The organism is Pararhizobium capsulatum DSM 1112 (assembly GCF_030814475.1).
GTDB lineage: Bacteria > Pseudomonadota > Alphaproteobacteria > Rhizobiales > Rhizobiaceae > Pararhizobium > Pararhizobium capsulatum.
The window spans coordinates 416,439-443,437 of record NZ_JAUSVF010000001.1 but is presented as its reverse complement, the minus strand read 5'-3'; the positions used below and the strand labels follow the sequence as shown (position 1 = coordinate 443,437).

Annotated in this window: 27 protein-coding genes; 17 read left to right on the top strand and 10 right to left on the bottom strand. The window is 59.8% G+C overall.

Annotation, left to right across the window (positions count from 1 at the left end; genetic code table 11):
- Positions 1-17: 17 nt before the first annotated feature.
- Entirely contained in the window at positions 18-2,018 is a 2,001-nt protein-coding gene (locus QO002_RS02015; RefSeq protein WP_307226192.1) for a hydantoinase/oxoprolinase N-terminal domain-containing protein, read from the bottom strand.
- A 157-nt stretch (positions 2,019-2,175) separates the two neighbouring features.
- On the opposite strand from QO002_RS02015, the gene QO002_RS02010 reads away from it, so the two are divergent.
- Entirely contained in the window at positions 2,176-2,787 is a 612-nt protein-coding gene (locus QO002_RS02010) for a hypothetical protein (RefSeq protein ID WP_307226190.1), read from the top strand.
- Here the strand turns inward: QO002_RS02010 and QO002_RS02005 are convergent.
- The 4 genes from QO002_RS02005 to hslV all read right to left on the bottom strand — a co-directional run bounded on the left by QO002_RS02005 (position 2,750) and on the right by hslV (position 7,275).
- The gene (locus QO002_RS02005; RefSeq protein WP_307226188.1) at positions 2,750-4,144 is read right to left on the bottom strand and encodes a cytochrome P450; all 1,395 of its coding nucleotides are present in this window, start codon (positions 4,142-4,144) and stop codon (positions 2,750-2,752) included. The genes QO002_RS02010 and QO002_RS02005 overlap by 38 nt on opposite strands.
- 51 nt (positions 4,145-4,195) lie before the next feature.
- Positions 4,196-5,125: a DUF1402 family protein gene (locus tag QO002_RS02000; RefSeq protein WP_370878531.1), complete on the bottom strand. Its 930-nt coding sequence runs from the start codon at positions 5,123-5,125 to the stop codon at positions 4,196-4,198.
- A gap of 215 nt (positions 5,126-5,340) precedes the next feature.
- On the bottom strand, positions 5,341-6,648 hold the full coding sequence (gene hslU, locus QO002_RS01995; protein ID WP_307226184.1) for an ATP-dependent protease ATPase subunit HslU: 1,308 nt from the start codon (positions 6,646-6,648) through the stop codon (positions 5,341-5,343).
- Positions 6,649-6,714: 66 nt separating this feature from the next.
- Positions 6,715-7,275 carry an ATP-dependent protease subunit HslV gene (gene hslV / locus QO002_RS01990; RefSeq protein WP_307226182.1) on the bottom strand — a complete coding sequence of 187 codons (561 nt, stop codon included), beginning with the start codon at positions 7,273-7,275 and terminating at the stop codon, positions 6,715-6,717.
- Positions 7,276-7,487: 212 nt separating this feature from the next.
- Here hslV and hisB point away from each other — a divergent pair, with 212 nt between their 5' ends.
- From hisB to coaA, 7 genes are read left to right on the top strand one after another with little or no spacing between them, the layout of a single operon-like run.
- Positions 7,488-8,096, top strand: a complete 609-nt coding sequence (gene hisB / locus QO002_RS01985; protein WP_307226179.1) for an imidazoleglycerol-phosphate dehydratase HisB — start codon at positions 7,488-7,490, stop codon at positions 8,094-8,096.
- 30 nt (positions 8,097-8,126) lie between these two features.
- Positions 8,127-8,588: a DUF2628 domain-containing protein gene (locus QO002_RS01980; protein WP_307226177.1), complete on the top strand. Its 462-nt coding sequence runs from the start codon at positions 8,127-8,129 to the stop codon at positions 8,586-8,588.
- Positions 8,588-9,232, top strand: a complete 645-nt coding sequence (hisH, locus tag QO002_RS01975; protein WP_307226175.1) for an imidazole glycerol phosphate synthase subunit HisH — start codon at positions 8,588-8,590, stop codon at positions 9,230-9,232. Before QO002_RS01980 ends, hisH begins: the two co-directional genes overlap by 1 nt.
- Before the next feature lies 1 nt (position 9,233).
- Positions 9,234-9,974 carry a 1-(5-phosphoribosyl)-5-[(5-phosphoribosylamino)methylideneamino]imidazole-4-carboxamide isomerase gene (gene hisA / locus QO002_RS01970; protein WP_307226173.1) on the top strand — a complete coding sequence of 247 codons (741 nt, stop codon included), beginning with the start codon at positions 9,234-9,236 and terminating at the stop codon, positions 9,972-9,974.
- Positions 9,974-10,750, top strand: a complete 777-nt coding sequence (hisF, locus tag QO002_RS01965; protein WP_307226171.1) for an imidazole glycerol phosphate synthase subunit HisF — start codon at positions 9,974-9,976, stop codon at positions 10,748-10,750. The genes hisA and hisF overlap by 1 nt, the downstream gene beginning before the upstream one ends.
- Positions 10,751-10,765: 15 nt before the next feature.
- A complete protein-coding gene (locus QO002_RS01960) occupies positions 10,766-11,092 on the top strand; it encodes a phosphoribosyl-ATP diphosphatase (protein WP_307226170.1) in 327 nt (108 codons plus the stop codon).
- Entirely contained in the window at positions 11,089-12,084 is a 996-nt protein-coding gene (coaA, locus tag QO002_RS01955; protein WP_307226168.1) for a type I pantothenate kinase, read from the top strand. The genes QO002_RS01960 and coaA overlap by 4 nt, the downstream gene beginning before the upstream one ends.
- A 6-nt stretch (positions 12,085-12,090) precedes the next feature.
- Here the strand turns inward: coaA and QO002_RS01950 are convergent, their stop codons facing one another.
- The 5 genes from QO002_RS01950 to QO002_RS01930 all read right to left on the bottom strand — a co-directional run bounded on the left by QO002_RS01950 (position 12,091) and on the right by QO002_RS01930 (position 15,873).
- Positions 12,091-12,702: an alpha-ketoglutarate-dependent dioxygenase AlkB family protein gene (locus QO002_RS01950; RefSeq protein ID WP_307226165.1), complete on the bottom strand. Its 612-nt coding sequence runs from the start codon at positions 12,700-12,702 to the stop codon at positions 12,091-12,093.
- A gap of 7 nt (positions 12,703-12,709) precedes the next feature.
- Positions 12,710-13,147 carry a hypothetical protein gene (locus tag QO002_RS01945; protein ID WP_307226163.1) on the bottom strand — a complete coding sequence of 146 codons (438 nt, stop codon included), beginning with the start codon at positions 13,145-13,147 and terminating at the stop codon, positions 12,710-12,712.
- Positions 13,147-13,620 (bottom strand): peptidoglycan-binding protein LysM, encoded by a 474-nt coding sequence (gene lysM, locus QO002_RS01940; RefSeq protein ID WP_307226161.1) that lies wholly within the window; start codon positions 13,618-13,620, stop codon positions 13,147-13,149. Before lysM ends, QO002_RS01945 begins: the two co-directional genes overlap by 1 nt.
- Before the next feature lie 82 nt (positions 13,621-13,702).
- On the bottom strand, positions 13,703-14,137 hold the full coding sequence (gene arfB, locus QO002_RS01935) for an alternative ribosome rescue aminoacyl-tRNA hydrolase ArfB (protein WP_307226159.1): 435 nt from the start codon (positions 14,135-14,137) through the stop codon (positions 13,703-13,705).
- Between the two features lie 125 nt (positions 14,138-14,262).
- Complete coding sequence (locus tag QO002_RS01930) at positions 14,263-15,873, bottom strand: phosphoenolpyruvate carboxykinase (RefSeq protein WP_307226156.1); 1,611 nt, start codon at positions 15,871-15,873, stop codon at positions 14,263-14,265.
- A gap of 333 nt (positions 15,874-16,206) precedes the next feature.
- Between QO002_RS01930 and QO002_RS01925 the strand changes: the two genes are divergently transcribed.
- The 9 genes from QO002_RS01925 to QO002_RS01885 all read left to right on the top strand — a co-directional run bounded on the left by QO002_RS01925 (position 16,207) and on the right by QO002_RS01885 (position 26,999).
- Positions 16,207-16,938 (top strand): response regulator transcription factor, encoded by a 732-nt coding sequence (locus QO002_RS01925; RefSeq protein ID WP_307226154.1) that lies wholly within the window; start codon positions 16,207-16,209, stop codon positions 16,936-16,938.
- Positions 16,939-17,103: 165 nt separating this feature from the next.
- A complete protein-coding gene (locus QO002_RS01920; RefSeq protein WP_370878530.1) occupies positions 17,104-18,861 on the top strand; it encodes a sensor histidine kinase in 1,758 nt (585 codons plus the stop codon).
- Positions 18,858-19,325 carry an HPr kinase/phosphorylase gene (locus tag QO002_RS01915; RefSeq protein WP_307226152.1) on the top strand — a complete coding sequence of 156 codons (468 nt, stop codon included), beginning with the start codon at positions 18,858-18,860 and terminating at the stop codon, positions 19,323-19,325. Before QO002_RS01920 ends, QO002_RS01915 begins: the two co-directional genes overlap by 4 nt.
- Positions 19,326-19,474: 149 nt before the next feature.
- Positions 19,475-19,876: a PTS sugar transporter subunit IIA gene (locus QO002_RS01910; RefSeq protein ID WP_307226151.1), complete on the top strand. Its 402-nt coding sequence runs from the start codon at positions 19,475-19,477 to the stop codon at positions 19,874-19,876.
- Between the two features lie 15 nt (positions 19,877-19,891).
- Positions 19,892-20,161, top strand: coding sequence for an HPr family phosphocarrier protein (locus tag QO002_RS01905; RefSeq protein WP_307226150.1), 270 nt, complete (start codon positions 19,892-19,894; stop codon positions 20,159-20,161).
- Positions 20,162-20,327: 166 nt separating this feature from the next.
- A complete protein-coding gene (ahcY, locus tag QO002_RS01900) occupies positions 20,328-21,728 on the top strand; it encodes an adenosylhomocysteinase (RefSeq protein ID WP_307226148.1) in 1,401 nt (466 codons plus the stop codon).
- 372 nt (positions 21,729-22,100) lie between these two features.
- A complete protein-coding gene (locus QO002_RS01895) occupies positions 22,101-24,578 on the top strand; it encodes a sensor histidine kinase (RefSeq protein WP_307226146.1) in 2,478 nt (825 codons plus the stop codon).
- A complete protein-coding gene (gene tsaE / locus QO002_RS01890; protein ID WP_307226144.1) occupies positions 24,575-26,068 on the top strand; it encodes a tRNA (adenosine(37)-N6)-threonylcarbamoyltransferase complex ATPase subunit type 1 TsaE in 1,494 nt (497 codons plus the stop codon). Before QO002_RS01895 ends, tsaE begins: the two co-directional genes overlap by 4 nt.
- Positions 26,069-26,267: 199 nt before the next feature.
- A complete protein-coding gene (locus QO002_RS01885) occupies positions 26,268-26,999 on the top strand; it encodes a nucleotidyltransferase family protein (protein ID WP_307226141.1) in 732 nt (243 codons plus the stop codon).

The window sequence follows — 26,999 nt, the reverse complement described above, 5'->3', positions numbered from 1 at the left end:
TTCCCTGAGGGAATAAATCAGTGGTGGGCAATTCGCGGCCGGCCGCTGGCGACGGCGACGAACCGAGCCTCGATAAGTTTCCGGCTACCTTCGATCTCGGGCGCGGCGATGTCTTCCGTCACCATGACAGCGGGGCTTTCGGCGCCGTTGCGCTGCGCCGCATCCAGAGCTGCCGCCTCCACCCGCCGCCGCGCTTCCGCGAAAGCCTTTTCCTCATCCAGGAAGCGCGCCATTTCGCCGGCACCGTTGACCACAAAAATCCCCTCTTCCTGCACCGTGACGAAGGCGGCGGCCGATGCGCGGATCTGGCCGACGACGGCACCAACCGCATTGGCAACGCCGGCATCGGCGGGAATGATGGACTGAGCGCCAAGCATCTCTGCTATATCAGGATAATAAACCGGCGCCGAGGCACCGAGACCGACCAGCGGGCGATCGAGTTCCAGGGAGAAGCGCACAATGCCCGGGGTTCGTTTCAATGCCCGATCGACCGCGAGTGAAACGGCAGGATCTACCGCGGCGCCATCCTCGGCAAGACAGCTCGACAGAATGACTTCAGCAGACTGTCGCGTCAGCCGGGCGGCGATCTTTTCGGCCATATCCTCTGCGGACGCCGCAACCGGCCGCCCCTGCCCATCCTTGATGCGGGCGGCAAGCTCAGCGCCGAGCCGGGCTGCTTCGCCGTTCCATTGGCTCTGGCGGCCGAGTACATGCATGGCATCGGACGGCGTCAGGCCACAGATATGGACGAGACCACGTTCGACGAGCCTGTCGAGCGTCGCCCGCTGCGGCGTACTCGTCAGCAGGCTTTCCAGCGCGACGGGGATGGAGCCGATCCGCTCGTAGAGCGCCTGCTGCTGCGACATCAGCCCTGTTGCCAGATGATCCGGCAAGCCGGTGCGCACGGCAAGTTTGCCATCGTGGCGGCCGACATGGGGCGACCGAAGCTGCTTTTCGAGGACGCCGATCACCGCCGCCTCGTGTTCCACCGCCGCGAGGCTGAGCGGCAGGAATCGACGGGGACCAAGCGTGATACCGGCGACAAGACCGCGATCGTCGATACGGACCTCTGAATCGCCGCCAAGCCCGAAGGTGCGCATAGCGACCGCCTCGACCATCGTGCGGAAACCGCCGACGACGGCGCCTTCCTCATCCAGCCGCGGCCTTCCTTCGGCAAGCGTCGCGACATCGGTCGTCGTGCCGCCGATGTCGGAGACGACGGCATCATCGAGACCTGTCAGATAACGCGCTCCCACGAGGCTTGCGGCCGGGCCTGAAAGAATCGTCTCGATCGGCCGCAATCGCGCTTCCGCTGCCGAAATCAATGCGCCATCGCCACGCACCACCATCATTGGCGCTTCGATGCCACGCTCTTTAAGGAAATCCTCGCAGGAGCCGATCAGCCGGTCGATCATCGAGACGAGGCGGGCATTGAGCAGCGTCGTCAACGCGCGTCGCGGCCCGCCGAGTTTGGAGGTCAGTTCATGGCTGCAGGTCACCGGCAGATGCGAGACCTCGCGAATGCGGTCGCGCACCCTCTGCTCGTGGGAGGGATTGCGGACCGCAAAGTAGCCGGCAATGGCAAAAGAGGAAACCTCGTTTGCCAATTGCGGTAACGCCCCGTCCAGAGCGCTCATATCGAGCAGGGTTTCGCCGCCATGCACGTTGTGGCCGCCGGGCAGGAAGATTACGGGATCACTGCCAAGCGCTTCCTGCAGTCCATCACGCTTCAGGTCGTCCGGCCCGAAGCCGATCATCACAAGGCCGGCCCGTCCGCCCTGCCCTTCGACCAGTGCATTGGTGGCAAGCGTGGTCGAGAGGGAGACGAGACTGATCGCCCCCACATCCGTTCCAGACGCCCGCAGCACCGCTTCGACAGCGCCGGAAATGCCGACGGCCAGATCATGGCGCGTGGTCAGCGACTTGGCTTTCGCAACGACGCCATGGGTTTCGGTGAAGAGAACGGCGTCGGTATAGGTTCCGCCAGTATCGATGCCGAGAAGAAGATGATCGCTCAAGAAACGCCCATTCCGTCAGGAAGCGCGGCGCGCGGCACCGCTTCAAACAAAGTCCCGAAGGTGATAGGACATATTGGGGGTCAAGGCTATCGTGCAGGCGACACAGCCAAGGCGCACCACAACACTGAAAAGCTGTTCCTGAACCAGGAGTTGCCGCATGCGTCGTTTCCCAATGCCAGCGCCCTTTGCAGCCTTCTTCGGTGTTCTTCTCCTCACATCCACAGGTCTGGCGCAGGAAAGCGACGAGGACGAGTACAAGCCGGTCCTACCCGATGTTTCCATCTACAAGGCGATGCTCGACGCCAACAAGCCGACGGGCTGGGTGCAGTTTCGTAATTATGATGGCAAGCAGCTGATCTATTTCACCACGCTACAGACGATGCACTGCCGGCTATCGGAAATCCGCTACTCCGTGAATTCAGACCTGCTCGACCAGCGCATGCCGCTCGGCGAATGCAATCCGCAGGTCCCCTTCAACCTGCCGGACGACCCGACAAACAAATACATCTATATCTCCCTGCCCGGCGGCGAGGCGAAAACCCTCACCATCCAGGTCGTCTGGGACGATGGTGCCGGCAGCGAGATCGTCGTCTACAAGCCGTGCGACAATGTCGGCGATGCAACCTGCGCCCAGATCAAGACGATCAAGAAACCGAGCAAGATCCTGCCGCAGCCACAGCCGGCCGACAGTCCCGTCAAGGCTGTACAGGAACAGGCGCCGGGCAAGAGCTTCAGCGAGCCGTCACCCGCAGCGGCAGGCCGCCCCTAGGCTGGGTCGTCAGCCGCTGGATCGGCCAGGGATTGGTCTCCGGCGTCCTATCGAAACGATAGCGCTTCATCAGGACGGCCAGCGCAATCACCGCTTCCTGCAGGGCGAAGGTTGCGCCGATACAGATACGCGGGCCGGCACCGAAGGGCAGATACTGGAAACGATGCAGCTTCTCGCGATTGCCAGGCAGGAAACGCTCCGGCATGAACGCGCGCGGACGATCCCAATAGAGCGTGTGCCGGTGCAGCGTCCACGGCATCACGAGAACGGAGATGCCTTTGGGAATGACGACGGTTTCGCCCGATTTCGACGTCCATTGATCGTCTTCTATGGCTGCACGGTTAATGGAGGGCGCCGGCGGATAAAGCCGCATCGCCTCCTCGAAGGCGGCACGAACGTTCGGCATCCGCTCCAGCCACTCGACCGGCTCGGCACCCTCTGCGAGCACGGTATCGATTTCATCCTCCATCGCTTGTCGCACATGCGGGGCATTGGCGACGCAATAGAATGTCCAGGCGAGTGCCCGTGCCGTCGTCTCGTGGCCGGCGCCGATGAAGGTCAGGATATTGTCGGCGATCTCTTCCGTCGAAAGGCCGCCGGGACCTTCAAGCTCCAGAAGCAAGGTGAGGAAGTCCCGCGGAACACTTTCAGGCTCCGTCTTCATCAACGTGCGACGCCGATCCATCGTGTCGTAGACGATGCCGTAGAAGCGCGCCATGACCTTGCGCCCTCCGATCCGGGTCAGCCGCGGCACCCATGTTGGCGCAAGCATGATGTCCATGGGATCGACCCGGCCCATGCGGTGCAACAGCTGATCGACGCTATCGGCAAACCCTTCCGTCTCGGTGGCGATCTGGCCGGAAAACAGGGTTTCGGAGAGAACTTCGAAGGTAAGTTCGGTCATATCGGTCGCGATATTGACGACGCCCCCGTCGCGCGCCGGCTCCTCATAGCGCGTGGCATACTCCTCGGTTTTCGCCAGCATCTGGGCTGCAAAACCGTGAGCGTGGCGCGGCGTGAACACCGGCGCCATCGCCTTGCGGGATCGCTTCCAGACTTCACCCTCGGCCGTCAGCAAGCCATCGCGCAGGATCGGCCTCAGGATAAGCCGGCGAACCTGTGACATCTCGTAATTCGAGGCATTCTCGACGAGGATATAGCGGATGAGATCGGGATCGTTGACGATCAGGGTGCGCTGGTTGAAGAACTTCGTCTCGATCCAGGGCAGCGTGTAGGACGGCTCGCCCCAGAGCTCCAACGGATTGCGCAGCACGGTGCGGATGACTTCCAGCCGCGTCAGCAACCTTGCCCGCATTGCAGGAGCCGGCGGTTCAAAGGGATCAGGTCGCTTGTCCATCTTATCTCCGCGTGCCCCAGCGCCCTGTCAGGAGTTGGATCTCCAAAAACGCTAGAGCAGTGCGCGCAGTTCCGCGAGCTTGTCGTTGACCAGCCAGCCGTAATAATTTTCTTCCGGCCAGTCGGCACCGCCGCTCTTGCGCTTTGCTGCAAAGGTCGCAGCCCGCTGATCCGGGTTTCCGACATTATACAGTGTCGAGGTGATGCCTGGATTGTCTGATATATCGACGCCGGCGATCGACTTGTAGGCATCGATCGAATGGCGGATCGACGCTGCCATATAGGCAAGCGACTGGTCGGGGTCCATAATTGCCTGGTAAACACCGGCCGCATCATTCTCGTCCAGCCGCGGGTAACCCGAAACGCGCGAAACCATGTCGGTCAGCATCAGCGCCGTCAGCGGATTGATCTGGCCGAGACCAAAGGTCTGGCCGGCGAAAAAGGGCTGGAAGAACACGGCGCTGAAACGATTGTTAGGATAAGAGATGCCGCCGACATTCTTGCCGCGGAAATCCTGTTCCCAAACATTTTCGCGGCAGCTCCAGAGCGCATAGGAGCTTTTCTTGCCCTGGCATTCGGCAAATTGCGGCCGCGCCACGAACTGGGCAACGGTCTCGTCCTGGTAGCCAAAGCGGAAACTATTGCCGGCATAGGCAGCCGCCTTGACATAATAGGACTGCAGCCGGTCGTAGGCATCGACATTATAAGTATGCTCGCCGACGATCGCGCCGATCATGTGGATCGGATCAATGCCATAGGCAGCCGCTGTCGATTTGATCTTGCTCATTAGCTTGCGGTCGCTCGCGAGCAGCCGATGCACCTTCTCGTATTTCGCATCGAAAGAGGTTTTGCCCGCCTTGGTGCGGCGCACGGAAGCGCCCGGCACAGTCGGCTGCTCGACGTTGCGGTTTCCCTCCCGCATGCGACGGACATCGGCATGCGCCTCGACACTTGCCAGCGCCAGAACTGAAACGAGAAGCATTGCGAGAATGGAACGCACGATCATCTTCCTCTGATCCCCTGCCCTGGACCGCCCCGGCAGGCGTTGGACGCATGCGGCAAAATCATGTCGGAATCATGCCGACATCGCCCACGTCCCTCATAGCATGAGCTATGAATAAAGAAGGCGCCTGCCGGATGACAAGCGCCTTCTTCAAAAATCGGACCGGGCATCTGATCCGCCCGGTGCCGGAAATGTCACAATATATAACGCGACAGGTCGGTATTGGCCGCGAGGTCGCCGACATGCTTTTGAACATATTCCGCATCGATGGTCAGCTTTTCCCCGGATTTGTCGGGCGCGACGAAGGAAATGTCGTCTAGCACGCGCTCCATTACCGTCTGCAGACGCCGTGCACCGATGTTCTCGACACTGGAGTTGAGCTTGACCGCGACGTCGGCGAGCGCATCGAGCGCGTCGTCGGTGAAGGTCAGCTCAACGCCTTCGGTGTCAAGAAGTGCGATGTACTGGCGGATCAGGCTCGCTTCGGTTTCCGTCAGGATGCGGCGAAAATCTTCCTTGGTGAGGGCCTTGAGTTCAACCCGGATCGGCAGGCGGCCCTGCAGTTCCGGCAGCAGATCCGATGGCTTCGACACATGGAACGCACCGGACGCGATGAAGAGGATGTGATCCGTCTTCACCGGCCCGTATTTGGTGGCAACCGTGGTGCCTTCGACCAGCGGCAACAGGTCTCGCTGCACGCCTTCGCGTGAAACGCCGGCACCCATGCCTCCATCGCGGGCGGCAATCTTGTCGATCTCGTCAAGGAAGACGATGCCGTCGTTCTCGGCGGAGCGGATCGCTTCGCGCTGGATCTGCTCGTTGTCGAGCAGCTTGTCGGATTCGTCGTTGATCAGCACATTATAGCTGTCCTTGACGGTTGTGCGCACCTTTTTGGTACGGCCGCCCATGGCCTTGCCGAACATTTCCGACAGGTTGAGCACGCCGATATTGGCACCGGGCATGCCGGGGATCTCGAAGCCGCCTCCGGGCGTCCCGGCATCGGCCACTTCGATATCGATTTCCTTGTCGTCGATCTCGTTGGCACGCAGCTTCTTGCGGAAACTGTCGCGGGTGGCGGGTGAAGCCGTTGCGCCGACCAGCGCATCCAGCACACGCTCTTCCGCATTCTGATGCGCCTTGGCCTTCACCTCGGCACGCTTCTTCTCGCGCACCAGGCCGATGCCGACCTCGACCAGATCGCGCACGATCTGCTCGACATCGCGGCCGACATAACCGACCTCGGTGAATTTCGTCGCTTCGACCTTGATGAAAGGCGCGCCAGCGAGCTTGGCGAGGCGGCGGGAGATTTCCGTCTTGCCGACGCCGGTCGGGCCGATCATCAGGATGTTCTTCGGCATGACTTCGTCGCGCAGCTCGTCTGAAAGCTGCTGGCGACGCCAGCGGTTGCGCAGCGCGATCGCGACGGCGCGCTTGGCATCATGCTGGCCGATGATGAACCGGTCGAGCTCCGACACGATTTCGCGGGGGGAAAATGTTGTCATGGGATGTTCAGTTCCTTGGGACAGCCGTTCTGGCTGGAATTGGTTCAGATTCTGCGCGCCAGACGCTCAAGCGCTGGCATCCAGCGTCTCCACGACGATATTGCCGTTGGTATAGACGCAGATGTCACCGGCGATCTCCATCGCCCGGCGGGCAATTTCTTCCGCCGTCTTGTCAGTATCCATCAGGGCGCGGGCTGCGGCATAGGCATAGTTGCCGCCCGAGCCGATGGCGATCGTGCCATGTTCCGGTTCCAGAACATCACCATTGCCGGTGATGGCGAGCGTGATCGACTTGTCGGCAACAAGCATCATCGCCTCGAGATTGCGCAGATATTTGTTGGTGCGCCAGTCCTTGGCGAGCTCGACGGCGGCGCGCATCAGCTGGTCGGGATATTGCTCCAGCTTGGCTTCGAGGCGTTCGAGGAGGGTAAAGGCATCGGCGGTGGCGCCGGCAAATCCGGCGATGACATCACCCTTGCCAAGACGGCGCACCTTGCGGGCGTTGCCCTTCATCACGGTCTGGCCGAGACTGACCTGGCCGTCGCCGGCCATGACCACCTGCCCGCCCTTGCGCACGGTGATGATCGTGGTCGCATGCATGGTTCCGTAAGGATTTTGTTCACTCATGTGGGTACCTTTTGGCCCGGAGAACCGGGCGTTGAGGGGGATTGTTGCGTTCTATGTAAGAGCGGTTTTTCCGATTGCAAATAGGGAGCGCCCTCCGGAACAAACCACTTGTGGCGTAACAGCTTTCACCGCTTCAGAATCACCGCCGGGCTTCTGGATATTTGGTGTGCGGCCTGATATGGAGCGGCTCTGTTTCCCACGGAGAGAGCCTGATGGCAGAGGAAAAGACCAGCCGCACCGGCAGCGTTTCGCGCAAGACGAACGAGACGTCGGTGACCGTATCCGTCAATATCGACGGTACGGGGACGTCCCGGATATCCACGGGAGTCGGCTTCTTTGACCATATGCTGGACCAGCTTTCCCGCCATTCTCTGATCGACATGGACATCGTTGCCGAGGGTGACCTGCATGTCGACGACCACCACACCGTAGAAGACACCGGTATCGCCATCGGCCAGGCGATCTCCAAGGCACTTGGCGATCGTCGCGGCATCACTCGTTATGCCTCCCTCGATCTTGCGATGGACGAAACGATGACCAAGGCCGCCGTGGATCTCTCCGGACGGCCGTTCCTCGTCTGGAATGTCGACTTTTCCGCACCGAAGATCGGCACCTTCGACACCGAGCTGGTGCGCGAATTCTTCAACGCGCTCGCCCAGCACGCCGGCATCACGCTGCATGTGCAGAACATTTACGGCGCCAACAACCATCATATCTCCGAAACCTGCTTCAAGGCCGTCGCTCGCGTTCTGCGCGTGGCGACAGAGATTGATCCACGCCAGGCAGGCCGTGTCCCCTCCACCAAGGGAACTCTGGTCTGACCGGCAACCAGCGAAAGTGAGCAGCCGCTCATGACGTCCTATCTGGTCTTTACTTCTCCCGGCGATAAGCCGGCCGACGATATCCGGTTCATCGCGGACCGATTTTCCTGGCCTGCCTTCGTGTTTCCGGCCTTCTGGCTGCTGTTCAAGCGTCAATGGCTGGCGGGGATTGCCGTCTTCATTGTCCAGGGTGCTATTGCGGCCGCGAGTGTTGAGCCCAGGGCTCTGCTGCCAGGATTGCTTGCCGGGCTGGCGGTGAAGCTTCTGGTTGCACTGGAAGGTCCGCGCTTCCTCGCTGCCCGTCTGGAAGCTTCCGGATGGACGCTGCATTCGATCATCCTGGCGCCGGACCTTGCGACCGCGGAGGCGATCTCAGACAGCTTGATGGAAGCCCCCGTCGCCCCCACATCCTCAATCGCATTGAAGAGCGCCGACAATGGCAAGGCCGGCACGCCGGCCTTCGGACTCTTCGAAACCTATGGAGAACGCTGATGCGCGTCGCCATTATCGACTACGGCTCGGGCAACCTTCGTTCGGCCACAAAGGCCTTCGAACGGGCCGTGCGCGAAGGCGGTCTGGATACCCAGGTCGAACTGACCGACAAGGCCGACCGGGTGGCGACTGCCGACCGGATCGTACTACCGGGGGTCGGCGCCTATGCCGATTGTCGCGCCGGCCTTGATGCCGTCGACGGCATGCAGCAGGCAATCGAAGAGGTTGTTGAAAAACACGGCCGGCCGTTCCTCGGCATCTGTGTCGGTATGCAGCTGATGTCTTCGCGCGGTCTTGAAAAGAAGACGACCAAAGGCTTTGGCTGGATCAAGGGCGATGTCGTCGAGATGACGCCGCCGACCCTGAAGATCCCGCAGATCGGCTGGAATACGCTGACGCTTGCCCGTCCGCACGCGCTTTTTGAAGGTATCCCGACGGGCTCCGATGGATTGCACGCCTATTTCGTGCATTCCTACCACCTTGCCGCTGAAAACGCCGACGACCTCGTCGCCACCACCGGTTACGGTGGTCCGGTCACGGCTTTCGTCGCCAATGGCAACAAGGCCGGCTCGCAATTCCACCCAGAAAAAAGCCAGACGCTCGGCCTCGCCTTGATTTCCAATTTCCTGCGCTGGAAGCCCTGACATGATCCTCTTTCCCGCCATCGACCTCAAAGACGGCCAGTGCGTGCGCCTCAAGCTCGGCGACATGGAGCAGGCGACCGTCTACAATCCCGATCCCGGCGCCCAGGCCAAGGCTTTCGAAGACCAGGGCTTCGAATGGCTTCACGTCGTCGACTTGAACGGCGCCTTTGCCGGCGAAACGGTCAATGGCGCCGCTGTCGATGCCATCCTCACGGCAACCAGGAACCCGGTGCAGCTGGGCGGCGGCATCCGCACGCTCGATCATATCGAAAATTGGCTGTCGCGTGGCCTTGCCCGCGTCATTCTCGGTACCGTCGCCGTGCGTGATCCGGCTCTTGTCATCGAAGCCTGCAAGAAATTCCCCGGCAAGGTCGCTGTTGGCATCGATGCCAAGGGCGGCAAGGTGGCAGTCGAGGGCTGGGCGGAAGCTTCAGAGCTCGGCATCATCGAGCTTGCCAAGAAGTTTGAAGGAGCCGGCGTTTCCGCGATCATTTACACCGACATTGACCGCGACGGCATCCTGACCGGCATCAACTGGGCCTCGACGCTGGAGCTGGCGGAAGCCGTTTCAATCCCCGTCATAGCTTCTGGCGGTCTTGCGTCGATCGACGATATCCGTCGCATGCTCGAGCCGGACGCCGCCAAGCTTGAAGGTGCGATCTCGGGCCGGGCGCTCTATGACGGCCGTATCGACCCGGCTGAAGCGTTGAGCCTCATCCGCGTAGCGAAAGGAAAAGCCTGATGACCCTCAAAGCGCGTGTCATTCCCTGCCTGGACGTGAAGGACGGCCGTGTCGTCAAGGGCGTGAGCTTCGTCGATCTCATCGATGCCGGCGACCCGGTGGAATCGGCCAAGGCCTATGACCTTGCCGGTGCCGACGAGCTCTGCTTCCTCGACATCACCGCCTCTTCCGACAATCGCGACACGATCTTCGACGTCGTGGCGCGCACGGCCGATCACTGCTTCATGCCGCTCACTGTCGGCGGCGGCGTGCGCACGGTGGCCGATATCCGCAAGCTCCTGCTCGCGGGCGCAGACAAGGTGTCGATCAATTCGGCAGCCGTGAAGAACCCCGATTTCGTCGCCGAAGCCGCCGACAAGTTCGGCAACCAGTGCATCGTCGTCTCAATCGATTCGAAAAAGGTTTCGAAACCCGGCGAGGAGGATCGTTGGGAAATCTTCACCCATGGCGGCCGTCAGGCAACCGGTATCGATGCGGTGGACTTCGCGGAGAAGATGGTGGCCCGCGGCGCCGGCGAGCTGCTCCTCACCTCCATGGACCGCGACGGCCAGAAGACCGGCTATGACATCGGCCTGACACGCACGATTGCCGATCGCGTGTCGGTGCCGGTCATTGCGTCGGGCGGGGTCGGCAATCTCGATCACATGGTGGAGGGCATCCGCGACGGGCACGCGACCGCCGTGCTCGCCGCCTCGATATTCCATTTCGGCACCTATAGCATCGGTGAAGCCAAGCGCTATATGTCTGAGCATGGCATTCCCATGCGGCTCGACTGAGCGGAGAAGGAAACGATGGGTAAGCAGTTTGATCTTTCCGACCTCGAAGAGATCGTGGCCGAGCGGGCGAAAGCTTCGCCCGACCAGTCCTGGACGGCCAAGCTCGTGGCCCATGGTCAGGCGAAGGCGGCCAAGAAGCTCGGGGAAGAGGCTGTCGAAACGGTGATAGCAGCGATTTCCAACGACAGGGATAATCTTGTCGCGGAAAGCGCCGACCTCCTCTATCACCTGATGGTCGTATTGAAAATCGCAGGCATTCCGTTGCAGGATATCATGGAAGAGCTCGGACGGCGAACGGCGCAATCCGGCCTTCAGGAAAAGGCGAGCCGGCAGACACCATGACCATCGCGGCAAAAGACTTCGCCCCTGCGGACGTTCCCGATCATTTCGATAACAAGGACTATTCGCCCTACCGGTTCTATACCGCGGAAGAATGGTCCAAGTTTCGCGCGGATACGCCCCTCACCCTCACGGCGGATGAAGTTCATCGCCTGCGCTCGCTGAATGACCCCGTCGATCTCGACGAGGTACGACGCATCTACCTTTCACTCTCGCGCCTTCTGTCGGCGCATGTGGAATCATCGCAGATGCTGTTCGAGCAGCGCAAGCGCTTCCTCAGCATGTCGGGCGAGGCAAAGACCCCCTTCGTCATCGGCATTGCCGGCTCCGTTGCTGTCGGCAAGTCGACCACGGCCCGCATCCTCGCCGAGCTTTTGTCGCGCTGGCCATCGAGCCCCAAGGTCGATCTCGTGACCACGGACGGCTTTCTCTATCCGAACGCCGTGCTGCAACGCGAAAACATGATGGAGCGCAAGGGCTTTCCGGAAAGCTATGACATCGGCGCGCTCCTGCGCTTTCTGTCAGCCATCAAGGCCGGCCAGCCAAACGTCAAGGCGCCCAGCTATTCGCACCTGACCTATGACGTGCTGCCCGACACGTTCAAGATCATCGACAGACCGGACATCCTCATTTTCGAAGGCATCAATGTTCTGCAGTCGCGCAACCTGCCGGCAGATGGACGCATCGTGCCGATGGTGTCCGACTTCTTCGATTTCTCGATTTATATCGACGCCGAGGAAGAGCTTATCCATAGCTGGTATGTGAATCGCTTCATGCGGCTACGCCAGACAGCCTTCCGCAACCCGGAATCCTTCTTCAAGCGCTACGCTGAAATCAGTGAAGAAGCGGCGCTTGCTATCGCCGAGGGGCTCTGGGCCAACATCAACCTGAAGAACTTGCGCCAGAATATCCTGCCGACTCGGCCGCGCGCTGATATCATTCTTCAGAAGGGTCCCAACCACCTGACGGAGAAGGTGGCGCTGCGCAAGCTCTGACGCTTATCAGATCGTGACCCGGCGAAGGGTCAGATTGATGCGGCCACCATTCTTGAAAAGCGTCGAAGTCGCCGGATAGATGCGATCGACACCGTGATAGGCAAGCCTGCCCTCGCCGCCCAGCACGACGACATCGCCGCTGGAAAGCTTGAAGGAGGTCGTTGGATCGCTCCGCTCGCAACCGCCGACACGAAACAGGCAGGTGTCTCCCAACGATACCGAAACGACGGGCGATTGCAGATCCTGTTCGTCCTTATCCTGATGCAGGCCCATCCTGGCGCTGTCGGTATAAAAATTGACAAGACAAGCTTCCGGCATCTTTTCGCAACCGGCCACATCCCGCCATAGATCGAGCAGCTGATCCGGTATTGCAGGCCATGGCTCGCCGGTTTCAGGATGCTGCGCCTGATAGCGATAGCCGCGCTCCTTGTCCGTGACCCAACCGAGCGAGCCGCAATTGGTCATGCGGACCGACATGGGTTTTCCGGTCTTCGGCATGCGGGGCTGAAAGAGCGGTGCATCGACGACGACCTGACGAATGTTGTCAAGCAAGGCCTGCTGCCTGTCGCGCTCGAAGTAGCCGGGAAGATAGCGAATCCCTTCCGGTAAAGCACGCATTGGACACCTACTCCAGGCCAAGAAGCGCTGGCGGCACGCCATAGCGCTTCGGCCAGCCGGCGTAGTAGACATCCGTTGGCCCGACGACGTGGTCCACGAGGTTCCAACGGCCAAGCTGGAAGGTGAGCAGGGCAAAAACGGTCAATCCATCCATCATGTCCGCCTCTCCACGAAAGCCGGTGCGCTGCGGATCGATCGTACCGCCTCCGGGCCGCTGCGGTTCCGCCTGGACGAAAGCCCAGCCGGGCGAGACACGCATGCTGGTGATCACGAATTCAACGGAGCCACGCATTTCGGCTTCAACCGCCGGACGAAGTGCATCGAGAATAGCCGCTCGCTCCGGCGATCCTTTTGCCGGCTCCCGCAGCATCCGCGACGATGCGGGGCCAGCCAAAAGAAGGCAGGAGGCTGCCAGAGCGAAGATCGCGCGCTTGCCGACCGGCATCAAACCTCGCTTAAATCCGGGATACGCAGAACCTGGCCGGGATAAATCTTGTCAGGATGGCTCAGCATCGGGCGATTGGCATCGAAGATTGCCGTGTTCTTGGCGCCCTTGCCTTTGCCGTACTGGCTTTCGGCGATCTTCCAGAGATTGTCGCCCTTCTTGACCGTGTAGAGTACCGGCGTCTTTGCAGGGGCGGGTTCTGATCCGGCCTCCGCAACCTTCAGGTCCGAGGCTTCGACCTGCGAGACACCAAGGGTGTTTCCGACGGCGACAACGGCCTTCTCGAAGACGCTCTGATCCTTGACGACACCTGACAGCACGATCTTGTCGTTGACCACGGATACATCGACCTTTTCCGTACCGAGATCGTGCGACGACAGTTCCTTTTTCACGGCTTCGGCGTCGGGCGCATCGTCCTCGCCGCCGATGCCGAGCTTCTTGCCGGCATTTTTTATAAAGCTGAAAAGACCCATGGCATTTCTCCCAAGAACTATTCTACAGGCCTAAAGAGAGCGCTGTTCCCGATAAAAACAAGACATGGCACACAATCTGTCATCAATCTCCGTCGGGGCGGCCGCGCATCTTCTTGATTTCGCCACGGCCGGACTTTTCCTTTAGCCGCCGCTCGATCGAACCCTTGGTCGGGCGGGTCTTGCGGCGCGGCGGTGGTGGCGGCTCGGCCGCTTTGAGGATAAGCTCCTTCAGCCGCTCGCGCGCGTCCTCCCGATTGCGCTCCTGGCTGCGAAACCGGCTGGCCTCGATCATCAGCACGCCGTCCTTGGAAACCTTTCGCCCCGCAAGCTTGATAGCGTTTTCGCGCACCCGCTCTGGCAGCGCTGGGGACGATGCTATCCCGTAGAAAAGCTGAACCGCGGTCGAAACCTTGTTGACGTTCTGTCCGCCCGGGCCGCCGGCCAGCACGAATTGCTCCGTCAGCTCCCAGCCGGCGATAACGATACGGTCGTTGATGTAAAGTGGTTCGCTGGCCATGGTTTTCTGCCTCCGGCACCGTCTATCTCACGGTTTCCGAGATTTGCAAATCCGGTTTCTGAAACGGCAAAACCCGGCTCAGGAGCCGGGTTCCACGTGAATCATGGCCTGCAATCGAATAAAATTTACTCGGCAGCGAGAACAACTCCGGGAGCCGCATCCCGCACACTGCCATCGACATGGTCTTCGAACTTCGCGAAGTTGGTGATGAACATATCCACCAGCTTGCGTGCCTGGGCGTCATAGGCGTTGCCGTCGCTCCAGGTCGAACGTGGATCGAGGATGGTCGTATCGACACCTTCGACCGCAACCGGAACGGCGAAGCCGAAGTTGGCATCCGTGCGGAACTCGGCACCGGCCAGCGAACCATCCAGCGCGGCACAGAGAAGCGCGCGCGTCGGCTTGATCGGCATGCGATGGCCGGTACCGTGGGCGCCACCGGTCCAGCCGGTGTTGACCAGCCAGCAGGTAACGTCGTGACGGGCGATCAGGTCGCGGAGCAGATTGCCGTATTCAGAGGGATGCCGCGGCATGAACGGTGCGCCGAAGCAGGTCGAGAAGGTCGCTTCCGGCTCGGTCACGCCCTTTTCCGTGCCGGCAACCTTGGCGGTGTAGCCCGAGAGGAAGTGGTACATGGCCTGTTCGGGCGTCAGCTTGGCGATCGGCGGCATGACGCCGAAGGCATCCGCGGTCAGCATGATGATCGTGCGCGGATGACCTGTCGTGCCGGTTTCGCTGGCGTTCGGAATGAAATCCAGCGGATAGGCGCAGCGCGTGTTTTCCGTCAACGAGCCGTCGTTGAAGTCGGGCTTGCGATCCGCGTCGAGAACGACGTTTTCGAGAACCGTGCCGAAGCGGCGGGTCGTTGCGAAGATTTCCGGCTCGGCTTCGGCCGAAAGGCGAATGGTCTTGGCGTAGCAGCCACCTTCGAAATTGAAGATACCGTCTTCGCCCCAGCCGTGTTCATCATCGCCGATCAGCGTACGCTTCGGATCGGCCGAAAGCGTCGTCTTGCCGGTGCCCGAAAGCCCGAAGAACACGGCCGCATCACCATCCGGCCCGACATTGGCCGAGCAGTGCATCGGCATGACGCCCTTGGCCGGAAGCAGATAGTTGAGCGCCGTGAACACCGACTTCTTCATCTCGCCGGCATAGGAGGTTCCACCGATCAGGATGAGGCCGTTGACCAGATCGCAGGCGATTACCGTTTCCGTGCGGCAGCCGTGGCGTGCCGGATCGCCCTTGAAATCCGGCAGGTCGATGATCGTCAGGCGTGGAACGAAGGTCTCGAGAGCGCTCTTTTCCGGGCGGATCAGCAGGTTGCGGATGAACAGCGAATGCCAGGCGAACTCGGTGATGACGCGGGTGGCAAGCGCATTGTCCGTATCGGCGCCACCGATCAGGTCCTGCACGTAGAGAGACTTGCCGCGGGCATGCTCGAGCATGTCAGCATGCAGGATGGCGAAATGTTCAGGCGACATTTCCTTGTTGTTGTCCCACCAGATCTGGTCGGTCGTGGTCGCGTCGCGCACGACGAACTTGTCCTTCGGCGAGCGGCCAGTGTGCTGGCCGGTCAGGGCCCTAAGAGCGCCGTCAGCGGTCAGCTGGGCCTCCTGGCGACGCAGCGCCTCTTCATAAAGTGCAGAGGTGCCGAAGTTAAACCGGACGACGTCCAGATCCTTGAAACCAATTGCTTCCAGCCCGATTGACGGGTTGCGGATACCGAGTTCGTCCATGGTCCAGCTTTCCTCTATATTTGGCCATTGGCGGGGTGATTGATCAGGACAATAGTTTTTTTGCAGTGAAATGGCAAGTTTGCTGTCGTAAAAAATATAATAATTTCAGTATATTAATCGATTTAAAGAAAAATATCGTTTTTTTAATCGGTTGAATCGGCCATTTCAGAGGGCAAAATAAATTGGCCTGGAAGGACCATTTGCGAATAAGGCTGCAACCTCCCTTTGCCTTCGCCACAATTTGTTCCACCTTTATACTCATGAAGCGATCGTGAAGACGCTTGAACCCAGGCGCCCGTAAAACCGGCGCGAGACACGACGGAGCGAAATGCGATGCAGACGATTGCACTGGTCGACGATGACCGGAATATTCTGACTTCGGTTTCCATTGCCCTGGAAAACGAAGGCTACAAGGTCGAGACCTATACCGACGGTGCGTCCGCCCTTGACGGTCTGCTGGCACGTCCGCCGCAGCTTGCCATCTTCGATATCAAGATGCCGCGCATGGATGGCATGGAGCTTCTTCGTCGGCTGCGCCAGAAATCCGATATCCCGGTAATCTTCCTGACATCCAAGGACGAGGAGATTGATGAGTTGTTCGGCCTTAAGATGGGGGCCGACGATTTCATCACCAAGCCTTTCTCGCAGCGCCTCCTTGTTGAACGCGTCAAGGCCATCCTGCGCCGTTCGGCCAATCGCGAAGCCGCTGCCGCTAGCGGCGCTGCCAGCAACCCGAAAACAGCCGCCGACATTCAGGCCCGCTCACTTGAACGCGGACAGTTGTCGATGGACCAGGAACGGCATACCTGCACCTGGAAGAACGAGCCTGTCACCCTGACGGTGACCGAGTTCCTCATCCTGCATTCGCTTGCCCAGCGCCCCGGTGTCGTCAAGAGCCGTGACTCCCTGATGGACGCCGCCTACGACGAGCAGGTCTATGTCGACGACCGCACCATCGACAGCCACATCAAGCGCCTGCGCAAGAAGTTCAAGATGGTCGACAATGACTTCGACATGATCGAAACACTCTACGGCGTGGGCTACCGGTTCCGCGAATCCGCTTGAGCCAGCGCTACATTGTGACTGCGGCTGGCATGGCGCCGGCCGCGGCTGTATGATAGGGCTCCGCGCGCCGATGGATCGGCAGGCTTGCGATCCATCGATCAAAATCAGAAAAGGCCGCGCGAGCGGGAGTTGAGAGGCTTGGTCGAAGTCTTGCAGAGCAGAGAAATGGAGGATTCGGAGGCGAAGCTGGCCCCCGGAAGGCGCTGGGCGCACCCCTTCACGCTGATCCGACGCCTGTTTGGCAATGCCGTCTTCTCCAGCCTGACCCGCCGCATCCTGTTCTTCAACCTCGTCGCGCTCGTCGTTCTCGTCGGCGGCATCATGTATCTCAATCAGTTTCGCGAGGGACTGATCGATGCCCGTGTCGAAAGTCTTCTGACCCAGGGTGAAATCATCGCCGGCGCCATTGCGGCATCCGCGTCGGTGGATACCAATTCGATCACCATCGATCCGGAAAAGCTCCTGGAGCTGCAGGCCGGCCAGAGCATCACACCGCTGCCGAGCGACGAAGACCTGGAATTCCCGATCAATCAGGAGCGCGTGGCGCCGGTCCTGCGAAGACTGATCTCGCCGACGCGCACCCGCGCGCGGCTGTTTGACGCCGATGCCGATCTGTTGCTGGATTCCCGCCACCTCTATACGGGTGGCCAGGTGCTGCGTTTCGACCTTCCACCGATCGAGCCGGAATCGACCAGCATCTCCGAATATCTGAACTCCTGGTTCAACCGCATTCTGCAGCCCGGCAACCTGCCGCTCTACAAGGAACCCCCCGGCGGCAATGGTTCGATCTATCCGGAAGTGATGAACGCCCTGACTGGTGTGCGCGGTGCGGTCGTGCGCGTGACAGAAAAGGGCGAGCTGATCGTCTCGGTGGCGGTGCCCGTCCAGCGTTTTCGTGCGGTTCTGGGTGTCCTGCTGCTCTCAACCCAGGCCGGTGATATCGACAAGATCGTTCATGCCGAGCGGCTCGCCATCATCCGGGTGTTCGGTGTTGCTGCCCTCGTCAACGTCATCCTGTCGCTTCTCCTCTCCAGCACGATTGCAAATCCACTGCGCCGGCTTTCGGCCGCAGCCATCCGCGTTCGCCGCGGGGGCGCCAAGGAGCGTGAGGAAATTCCGGATTTCTCCATCCGCCAGGATGAAATAGGCAACCTCTCCGTGGCGCTGCGCGAAATGACGACGGCGCTCTACGATCGGATCGACGCGATCGAGAGTTTTGCCGCCGATGTCAGCCACGAGCTGAAGAACCCCCTCACCTCGCTGCGCAGCGCCGTAGAGACACTGCCGCTGGCGCGCAACGAAGATTCCAAGAAGCGGCTGATGGACGTGATCCAGCACGACGTGCGGCGTCTCGATCGCCTGATATCAGATATTTCCGATGCCTCGCGGCTGGATGCTGAACTGGCACGCAGTGACGCCAAGTCGATCGACCTTGAAAAGCTGCTCGGCGATCTCGTCGATATCTCGCGACAGATTCATGCCAGCAAGAAGACAGTGTTGATGAGCTTCGTCGTCGACCGGCGCGATAACCCGAAAATGCGGTTCCGCGTCAACGGCTACGAACTGCGCATCGGCCAGATCATCACCAATCTCATTGAAAACGCTCGCTCTTTTGTCCATCAGGAAGGTGGTCGCATCATCGTGCGGCTGACGCGGCTACGCAACCGTTGCGTTGTGGTGATAGAGGACAATGGTCCCGGCATCGTGGCAGAGGATATCGACCGGATCTTCGAACGCTTCTATACCGACCGCCCTGCCAGCGAAGCTTTCGGACAGAATTCCGGCCTCGGGCTCTCCATTTCGCGGCAGATCGCCGAAGCGCACGGCGGCACGCTTCGCGCCGAAAACATCGTCAATGCCGAGACCGGCAATATTGAAGGCGCGCGCTTCATCCTTTCCCTGCCTGTCGAGCAGAACACGTGAGGCAGAGCGGAGGACAAAACGTCCACGCAACGGCGATCGTGCTGGGCACCCACGGTTTTCTCTTCGTCGGTCCATCTGGAAGCGGCAAATCATCGATCGCTCTTGCCTGCCTTGCCGCCGCCAATGCGCAAGGATTGTTTGCCACCCTGATCGCCGACGATCAGGTTCTTATTTCCACAATGAACGGCCGCGTGATCGCCAATCGGCCCGCGTCGATTGCCGGTCTCGCTGAGATCCGGGGCAGCGGCATCGTGGCGGTCGATTCGGTAGAGGCGGCAGTGATCGACTATACCGTCCTCCCGCTGCAGGGGCCAATCGCGGAGCGCCTACCGCAGAAGGAAGAGGTCTATACCTTGCCTGACGGCAATTCCCTTCCCCTCTACCGCCTTCCTCTTCTGCCAGGACTTCGCCCCTTCGATATTTTACGGTTGGTTTTGCCTCGAAACGTCGTGTTTGAACGATGAAAATGCTTAAGCGCAAAAGCTTTTGGGATTTTTGACTTGCACTTCGACTTTTCATGGCCAAGATGGCCACCCCAAAAGGTGGACGGAATTGCTGCATTGCGATAAGTGGACCATCGAAGATTTGCAGATGCAGTTGGAGCAAAGACATCATGATCGGACTTGTGCTTGTCACACACGGCAAGCTGGCTGAGGAGTTCAGGCATGCCCTTGAGCATGTCGTAGGACCGCAAAAGGCGATCGAGACGGTCTGCATCGGCCCCGAAGACGATATGGATCAGCGGCGACAGGATATTCTCGAAGCGGTTTTCTCCGCCGATCAGGGAAATGGCGTCATTATTCTCACCGACATGTTCGGCGGTACGCCGTCCAATCTGGCGATTTCCGTCATGCAAAGCGGGACCGTCGAGGTCATCGCCGGTGTCAACCTGCCGATGCTCATCAAGCTTGCGGGCGTTCGCTCGGAAAGCGATATGGACAAGGCGCTGCAGGAAGCATCGGATGCCGGCCGCAAATATATCAACGTCGCCAGCCGTGTGCTGAGCGGGAAATAAGCGGATTTCGGTTTCATGCTGTCGCGCGAACTGCTCATCGTCAACAAAAGAGGGCTTCATGCCCGCGCTTCTGCCAAATTCGTCCAGACGGTCGAAGGCTTCGACGCCGATATCAAGGTCTCGAAGGATGGCATGACAGTGGGCGGCACGTCGATCATGGGCTTGATGATGCTCGCTGCCAGCACCGGTTGCACGATTTCGGTGACGGCCAGCGGCGCCGACGCGACCGAGGCGATGGATGCACTTGATGCACTTGTCCGAGACAAGTTCGGCGAAGAGATGTAGTCCGATATAAAGATATAAAGACTTCTTTATATCATCATTGCTCGTTAACAGTTTTCCTGCTAGGGAAGGGCAAGCCTTTCGCTCAATCGGCGGAAGGAAAACCTTTCATGCGCCGCCTCGAAAGCGGGCGATCCGGCCCCTGCGGCGCACCAGCGCGGAGACTTTCATGAGCAGCACCAACGATTATCTGGTTGCCGATATCGGCCTTGCCGATTTCGGTCGCAAGGAAATCACCATCGCCGAAACCGAAATGCCGGGCCTGATGGCCTGCCGCGAAGAGTTTGGCGCGGCAAAGCCCCTGAAGGGCGCGCGCATCACCGGTTCGCTCCATATGACGATCCAGACCGCCGTTCTGATCGAAACCCTCGTTGCGCTCGGTGCCGAGGTTCGCTGGGCATCGTGCAACATCTTTTCGACGCAGGACCATGCGGCCGCGGCCATCGCCGCCAGCGGCATTCCGGTCTACGCCGTGAAGGGCGAGACGCTGGAGGAATACTGGACCTACACTGACCAGATCTTCCAGTGGGCCGATGGCGGCCTCTCCAACATGATCCTCGATGATGGTGGCGACGCTACCATGTACATCCTGCTTGGCGCCCGCGCCGAGGCCGGTGAAGACGTTCTGTCGAAGCCTGAATCGGAAGAAGAGGAAATCCTCGTCGCCCAGATCAAGAAGCGCCTTGCCGCGTCACCGGGCTGGTTCACAAAACAGCGCGACGCCATCAAGGGCGTGACCGAAGAAACCACCACCGGCGTCAATCGTCTCTACCAGCTGCATGCCAAGGGCCTCCTGCCCTTCCCGGCAATCAACGTCAACGATTCCGTCACCAAGTCGAAGTTCGACAACAAGTATGGCTGCAAGGAATCCCTGGTCGATGGTATCCGTCGCGGCACCGACGTCATGATGGCCGGCAAGGTTGCCGTCGTCTGCGGTTACGGTGACGTTGGCAAGGGTTCGGCCGCTTCGCTCTCCGGAGCCGGCGCTCGCGTCAAGGTTACGGAAGTCGATCCGATCTGCGCGCTGCAAGCTGCCATGGACGGTTTCGAAGTCGTCCAGCTCGAAGACGTCGTTTCGTCAGCCGATATCTTCATCACGACGACCGGCAACAAGGACGTCATCCGCATGGACCACATGCGCGCGATGAAGGACATGGCGATCGTCGGCAATATCGGCCACTTCGACAACGAGATCCAGGTTGCATCGCTTCGCAATCTCAAGTGGACCAACATCAAGCCGCAGGTCGATCTGATCGAGTTCCCGAAGGGCAACCGCATGATCCTTCTGTCGGAAGGTCGCCTGCTCAACCTCGGCAATGCAACCGGACACCCGTCCTTCGTGATGTCGGCCTCCTTCACCAACCAGGTGCTGGCCCAGATGGAACTTTTCGTCCGCTCTAGCGATTACGCCAAGCAGGTTCACATCCTGCCGAAGCACCTCGATGAGAAGGTCGCACGCCTGCACTTGGCCAAGCTGGGCGCGAAGCTGACCGAACTTTCGCAAGAACAGGCAAATTATATCGGCGTTACGCCGCAGGGCCCATTCAAGGCTGAACACTACCGCTATTAATAGCGAGCCAACAATCCACAACATATAGATGCCGCGCCCTTGACAAAGGGTGCGGCTTCTTTTTTGTGCCCGCCCTTCCCGCGGATTCCCCGAAGCGGTATTGTTTTTGTATCGATTCGCGACACCGATGCGGAACATGACGTGTCGCGAATTGAAGCACCCGCCGCCTGTGCGTGTGGACGGCATAATGCAACCGGCACGCTCCCGCCTTGGGAACGAGTGGTTTTGCGTGTGTGGCAGTTGCCGCACGGAATTGCGCTCCGTGCGCCGCCGAAAGGTCGGGGCACGTTCCAGGGTGTCTAAAAGGACGTGAACGCGCTGATTCGAACGAATCCGGCGTCGATGACGTGCAGTACAAGCGGGGATGCAGCCATGGAAAACGGGTCACCAAAATGCGTGGGCGGACGAGTGAAACGCCTGTGGCAGCGATTGGCCGCCGGCTCGATGCTCGCGGCTCTTTCCTCGCCCGCGACCGCACAGACCCAAGGTCTTGCAGCATCCGTTTTTCGTTCTTCCGAAGTCATCACATTCTCGGTTTTGATCGGCGTGATTTCCGCCGCCATGATCTCGGCGATCTGGCTTATTCGCCAGCGCGGCAACATCGAGGGTGAAAACCGCGAGCTGAATGCTGCGCTGGCCGATGCAAATCAGCGCATTTCGCGTTTTCAGGCGCTGATCGCCGACAAGAACCGGCGCATCGTTGTTTGGGACGGTCTTTCCGACAAACCGGAATTCCTTGGGCACCTGCCAGCAGAAACCGGCGTGCCGCAGGACGATCGCGAGTTCCTGGCGTTTGGACGCTGGGTCAAGGCGATGTCGGCCCTGGACCTGGAAAAGGCGATCGAACGGCTGCGCTCCCAGGCACAGAGCTTCGATCTTATCATCGAGACCCACCGCAACGAAATTCTCGAGGCACAGGGACGCGTTTCCGGTGGCCGTGCCTTCGTTCGTTTTGTCGCTCTCAACAATATGCGGGCCGAGCTGGCGGAACTGAAGCTGGAGCGGGACCGTCTGCAGGCCTCGCTGACCTCGTTCCACACACTCCTGGATGCAACTGATCTGCCGGTTTGGCTTCGCGGGCCGGATGGGGCGATCACCTGGGTAAACGAGGCGTACAGTTATGCCGTCGAGGCTTCCAATCCTGCCGAAGCGATCAAGGAGGGCAAGGAACTGCTTGCCACGATCGCCCGGGAGAAAATCCGCGCCATCAGCACGTATGATGTTCCCTTTCGTGACAAGGTATCGACCGTCGTGCGCGGCAACCGTACCTTCTTCGATGTCGTGGATACGCGCAGCGTCAGCGGCTCCGCGGGCATGGCGGCCAATATTTCCGCCGTTGAAGCCGTGCGCGAAGAGTTGAACCGTACGCTCAAGAGCCACGCCGAAACACTTGACCATTTGGCAACCCCGGTAGCGATCTTCGACGGCGCCCAGCGGCTGCAATTTTATAATCAGGCTTTCCAGGCCCTTTGGGCGCTCGATATGGGCTTCCTCGAACGCAAACCCGGCAATGGCGAGATTCTCGACCGGCTTCGTGCCGGCGGAAAGCTGCCGGAACAGCTCAACTGGAAACAGTGGAAGGACAATGCGCTTGCTGTCTATCAGGCGATCGACACCCAATCCGACCTCTGGCATCTGCCCAATGGTCAGACATTGCGGGTCTTTGCGACCGCGCGACCGCAGGGTGGCGCGACATGGGTGTTTGAAAACCTGACCGAGAAGGTCGATCTCGAAACGCGCTACAATACTCTTGTTCAGGTGCAGGGCGAGACGATTGATCATCTTTCCGAAGGCGTCGCCGTTTTCGGTCCTGATGGCCGGATCAAGCTTTCCAATCCTGCCTTCCGCGCGCTCTGGGGCATCAGTGAACCGCAGGCGCAGCCCGGCACGCACATTCGTGCCATCGAGCAAGCCTGTGCTGTCTCTTACGATCAACAGGATGGCTGGAAGCGCTTTGCCCATCTGATCACAAGCTTCGACGACGAGCGCAGCTCCTGCCAGGGCATCCTCGAGCTCAGGACGGGCCTGATTCTGGATTTCGCTGTTATCCCGCTTCCCAACGCCCAGACGATGCTGACTTTCGTCAACATCACCGACAGCGTCCGGGTCGAGCGCGCGCTGACAGAGAAGAACGAAGCACTGCGCAAGGCCGATTCCCTAAAGAACGACTTCGTCCAGCACGTGTCCTATGAACTCCGGTCGCCACTGACCAACATCATCGGCTTCGCCGACCTTCTGAAGACGCCGACTTTCGGTTCGCTGAACGAACGTCAGGCGGAATATGTCGACCATATTTCAACGTCGTCGTCGCTGCTGTTGACGATCGTCAACGATATTCTCGATCTTGCGACGGTCGATGCCGGCATCGTCGAGCTGGATCTCTCAGAGATCAATCTCACCGATTTCCTCGATGAGGTTTCCAATCAGATGGCCGACCGGCTGCAGGAAAGTGCGGTCACGCTACGCATAGAAGCTCCGGACATGCTCGGTAGCTTCGTCGCCGATCACCAGCGGCTGAAGCAGATCTTCATCAAGCTTCTGACAAACGCTGCCAATTTTGCGCCGGATGGCAGCAGGATCGGCCTGAAATGTCAGCGGGAAGGCCTCGATTTTGTCTTCACGGTGACCGACAACGGCGTCGGAATCCCTCAGGAAATCCTTGAAACGGTGTTCAACCGCTTCGAAAGTCACGGTTCACGTGGTGGCGCCGGGCTTGGTCTTTCCATCGTCGAGAGCTTTGTCAGCCTGCATCATGGAAGCGTTTCCATCCGCAGCCGCGAGGGCGAGGGAACGGAAGTAACCTGCCGCATCCCGTCCGCCGAACTGCCAAAGGTTGCCGCCGCCGAATGAGCCATCGGATTGAGCTTCAGCTAAACGACGAGGCCGCAACGAAAGAACTCGGTGAAGATCTTGCACTGGCCGTGCGCGCAGGCGATTGCCTGGCGCTGTCGGGCGACCTCGGCGCTGGAAAGTCGACGCTTGCCCGCGCCCTGCTGCGCGCGCTGGCCGATGACGACGCGCTGGAGGTTCCAAGCCCCACTTTCACACTTGTGCAAAGCTACGAACTGCGTATTCCCGCCGCCCATTTCGATCTCTACCGGCTCGCCGATGTCTCCGAGCTGGACGAGCTCGGCTTCGACGAAGCCATTTCGGATGGTATCGCCCTTGTCGAATGGCCGGAGCGTGCCGAAGGCGTCTTGCCCAACACCACGATCACGCTGGCCTTTTCTCATGAAGGTGACGGCAGGCGCGTTATCGTCTCAGGACCGGACGCCCCGCTGGCTCGAATCGCCCGGAGTCTTTCGATCCGGGAGTTCCTGAAACGCTCCGGCTATGGCGATGCCCATCGGCGTCATTTGAGCGGCGACGCTTCGGCTCGCGCCTATGAGACGATCCTTGCCGATGATCGCATGCCGATGATCCTCATGGATTCGGCGCGGCACAAGCCCGGCCCCATCCTTGAAGATGGAAAATACTATCAGCAGCTTGCCCACATCGCCGAAGACTGCATCCCGTTCGTCGCTATCGATCAGGATTTGCGGGCCAAGGGTTTTAGCGCACCCGAAATCTACCAGAGCGACCTCGACGCCGGCATTTTGCTGATTGAGGATCTCGGTCGCGAGGGTATTCTGGATGAGGACGGCAAGCCTGTCGAAGCCCGCTATATCGAGAGCGTCAGAATGCTGGCGGCGTTGCATGCGCAAAAAGTAACGCCGGAGATCGAAGTCTCCACGGGATGCATTCATTCCATTCCCGATTTCGACCGGCGTGCGATGAAGATCGAGACCCGCCTGCTGCTCGACTGGTATCTCCCGTGGAAGCGCGGAACACAGGCCTCTGCCGAAGGGCGTGAGGAATATGTACAAATCTGGGATGGCTTGATCGATCTTCTCGCGTCGTCAGAGACCAACCTTCTGCTGCGCGATTTCCACTCGCCCAATATCATCTGGCGTGAGGGCGAGACCGGCTCGAAACGTATCGGCCTGATCGATTTCCAGGACGCGATGATCGGGCCGACCGCCTATGATGTCGCTTCGATCACCCAGGATGCCCGTGTCACGATCGATCGATCGCTCGCGTCCCGCATGCTGAATGTCTATATCAGCGACCGAAAGGCGTCAGGTTCGTTCGATCAGGATATGTTCGTACGGGATTGGCACCTGATGTCGGCCCAACGCAACTGCAAGCTCGTCGGTATCTGGGTGCGGCTAATGCAAAGAGACGGCAAGCCCGGCTATATGAAACATATGCCCCGCACCCTTGCCTATCTCGACGCCGCATTGGCGCATCCCGCACTTTTTCCCCTTCGCGACTGGTGCGTGAGAAGCGCAATACTTTAGAGTTTGTCAGGGAAAAGTGGAAACCGGTTCTCCCGAAAAGACAAACGGAAACAAAAGAATCTGGAGGATGTCTGGTTCAATCTGAACCAGACATCCTCCAGAACCAAAAAGCCGGCAGACTCGAAATCCAGGTTCGATGCTATAGAGTCCGAATCAGGCTTACACCGCTTGATGATGCAATTTCGGACGAAGGCTTTTCATGCCCATTCACAATGCCATGGTGCTGGCCGCAGGGCTTGGCACGCGACTGCGCCCGATCACCGATACGACGCCGAAACCTCTGGTGAAGGTCGCGGGCAAACCGATGATCGACTATGTGCTCGATCTGCTCCAGGCGGCCGGCATCTCGACGGCCGCGGTCAATGTGCATCACTTTGCCGATCAGATGGAAACGCATCTCAGGGACCGCGAGCAGCCCGCCATCGTGATCTCGGACGAGCGCGATGCGCTGATGAATTCCGGCGGCGGTCTCGTCAAAGGACTGGCGCTTCTGGAAGAAGGTCCGGTTCTTGTCATGAACGCCGACCTCTTCTGGGTGGGTGAAAACCTCGAAAAGCCTGCCAATCTCGATCGTCTCGTTTCATTCTTCGACCCGGAGCGGATGGACATGGCGTTGCTCTGCGTGCGCAACGAAGACACCACGGGGCACAACGGCAAGCTCGACTTTTCGCTGGCGCCTGACGGGGCTCTATCCCGCTATCGTGACGGCATGCCACAGCCGGTGGTCTATGCCGGCGCGATCGCCCTGCACTCCCGTCTTTTTGACGATGCACCGACCGATGCCTTCAATCTCAATCTCTATTTCGACAGGGCAATCGAGCGCGGACGTCTATTCGGTATTGTGCTTGAAGGCCACTGGCTGACGGTCGGCACCCCGGACGCGATCGGCCTTGCCGAAGAGGCAATCCGACGCGTCGGCGGCGGAGCCTGA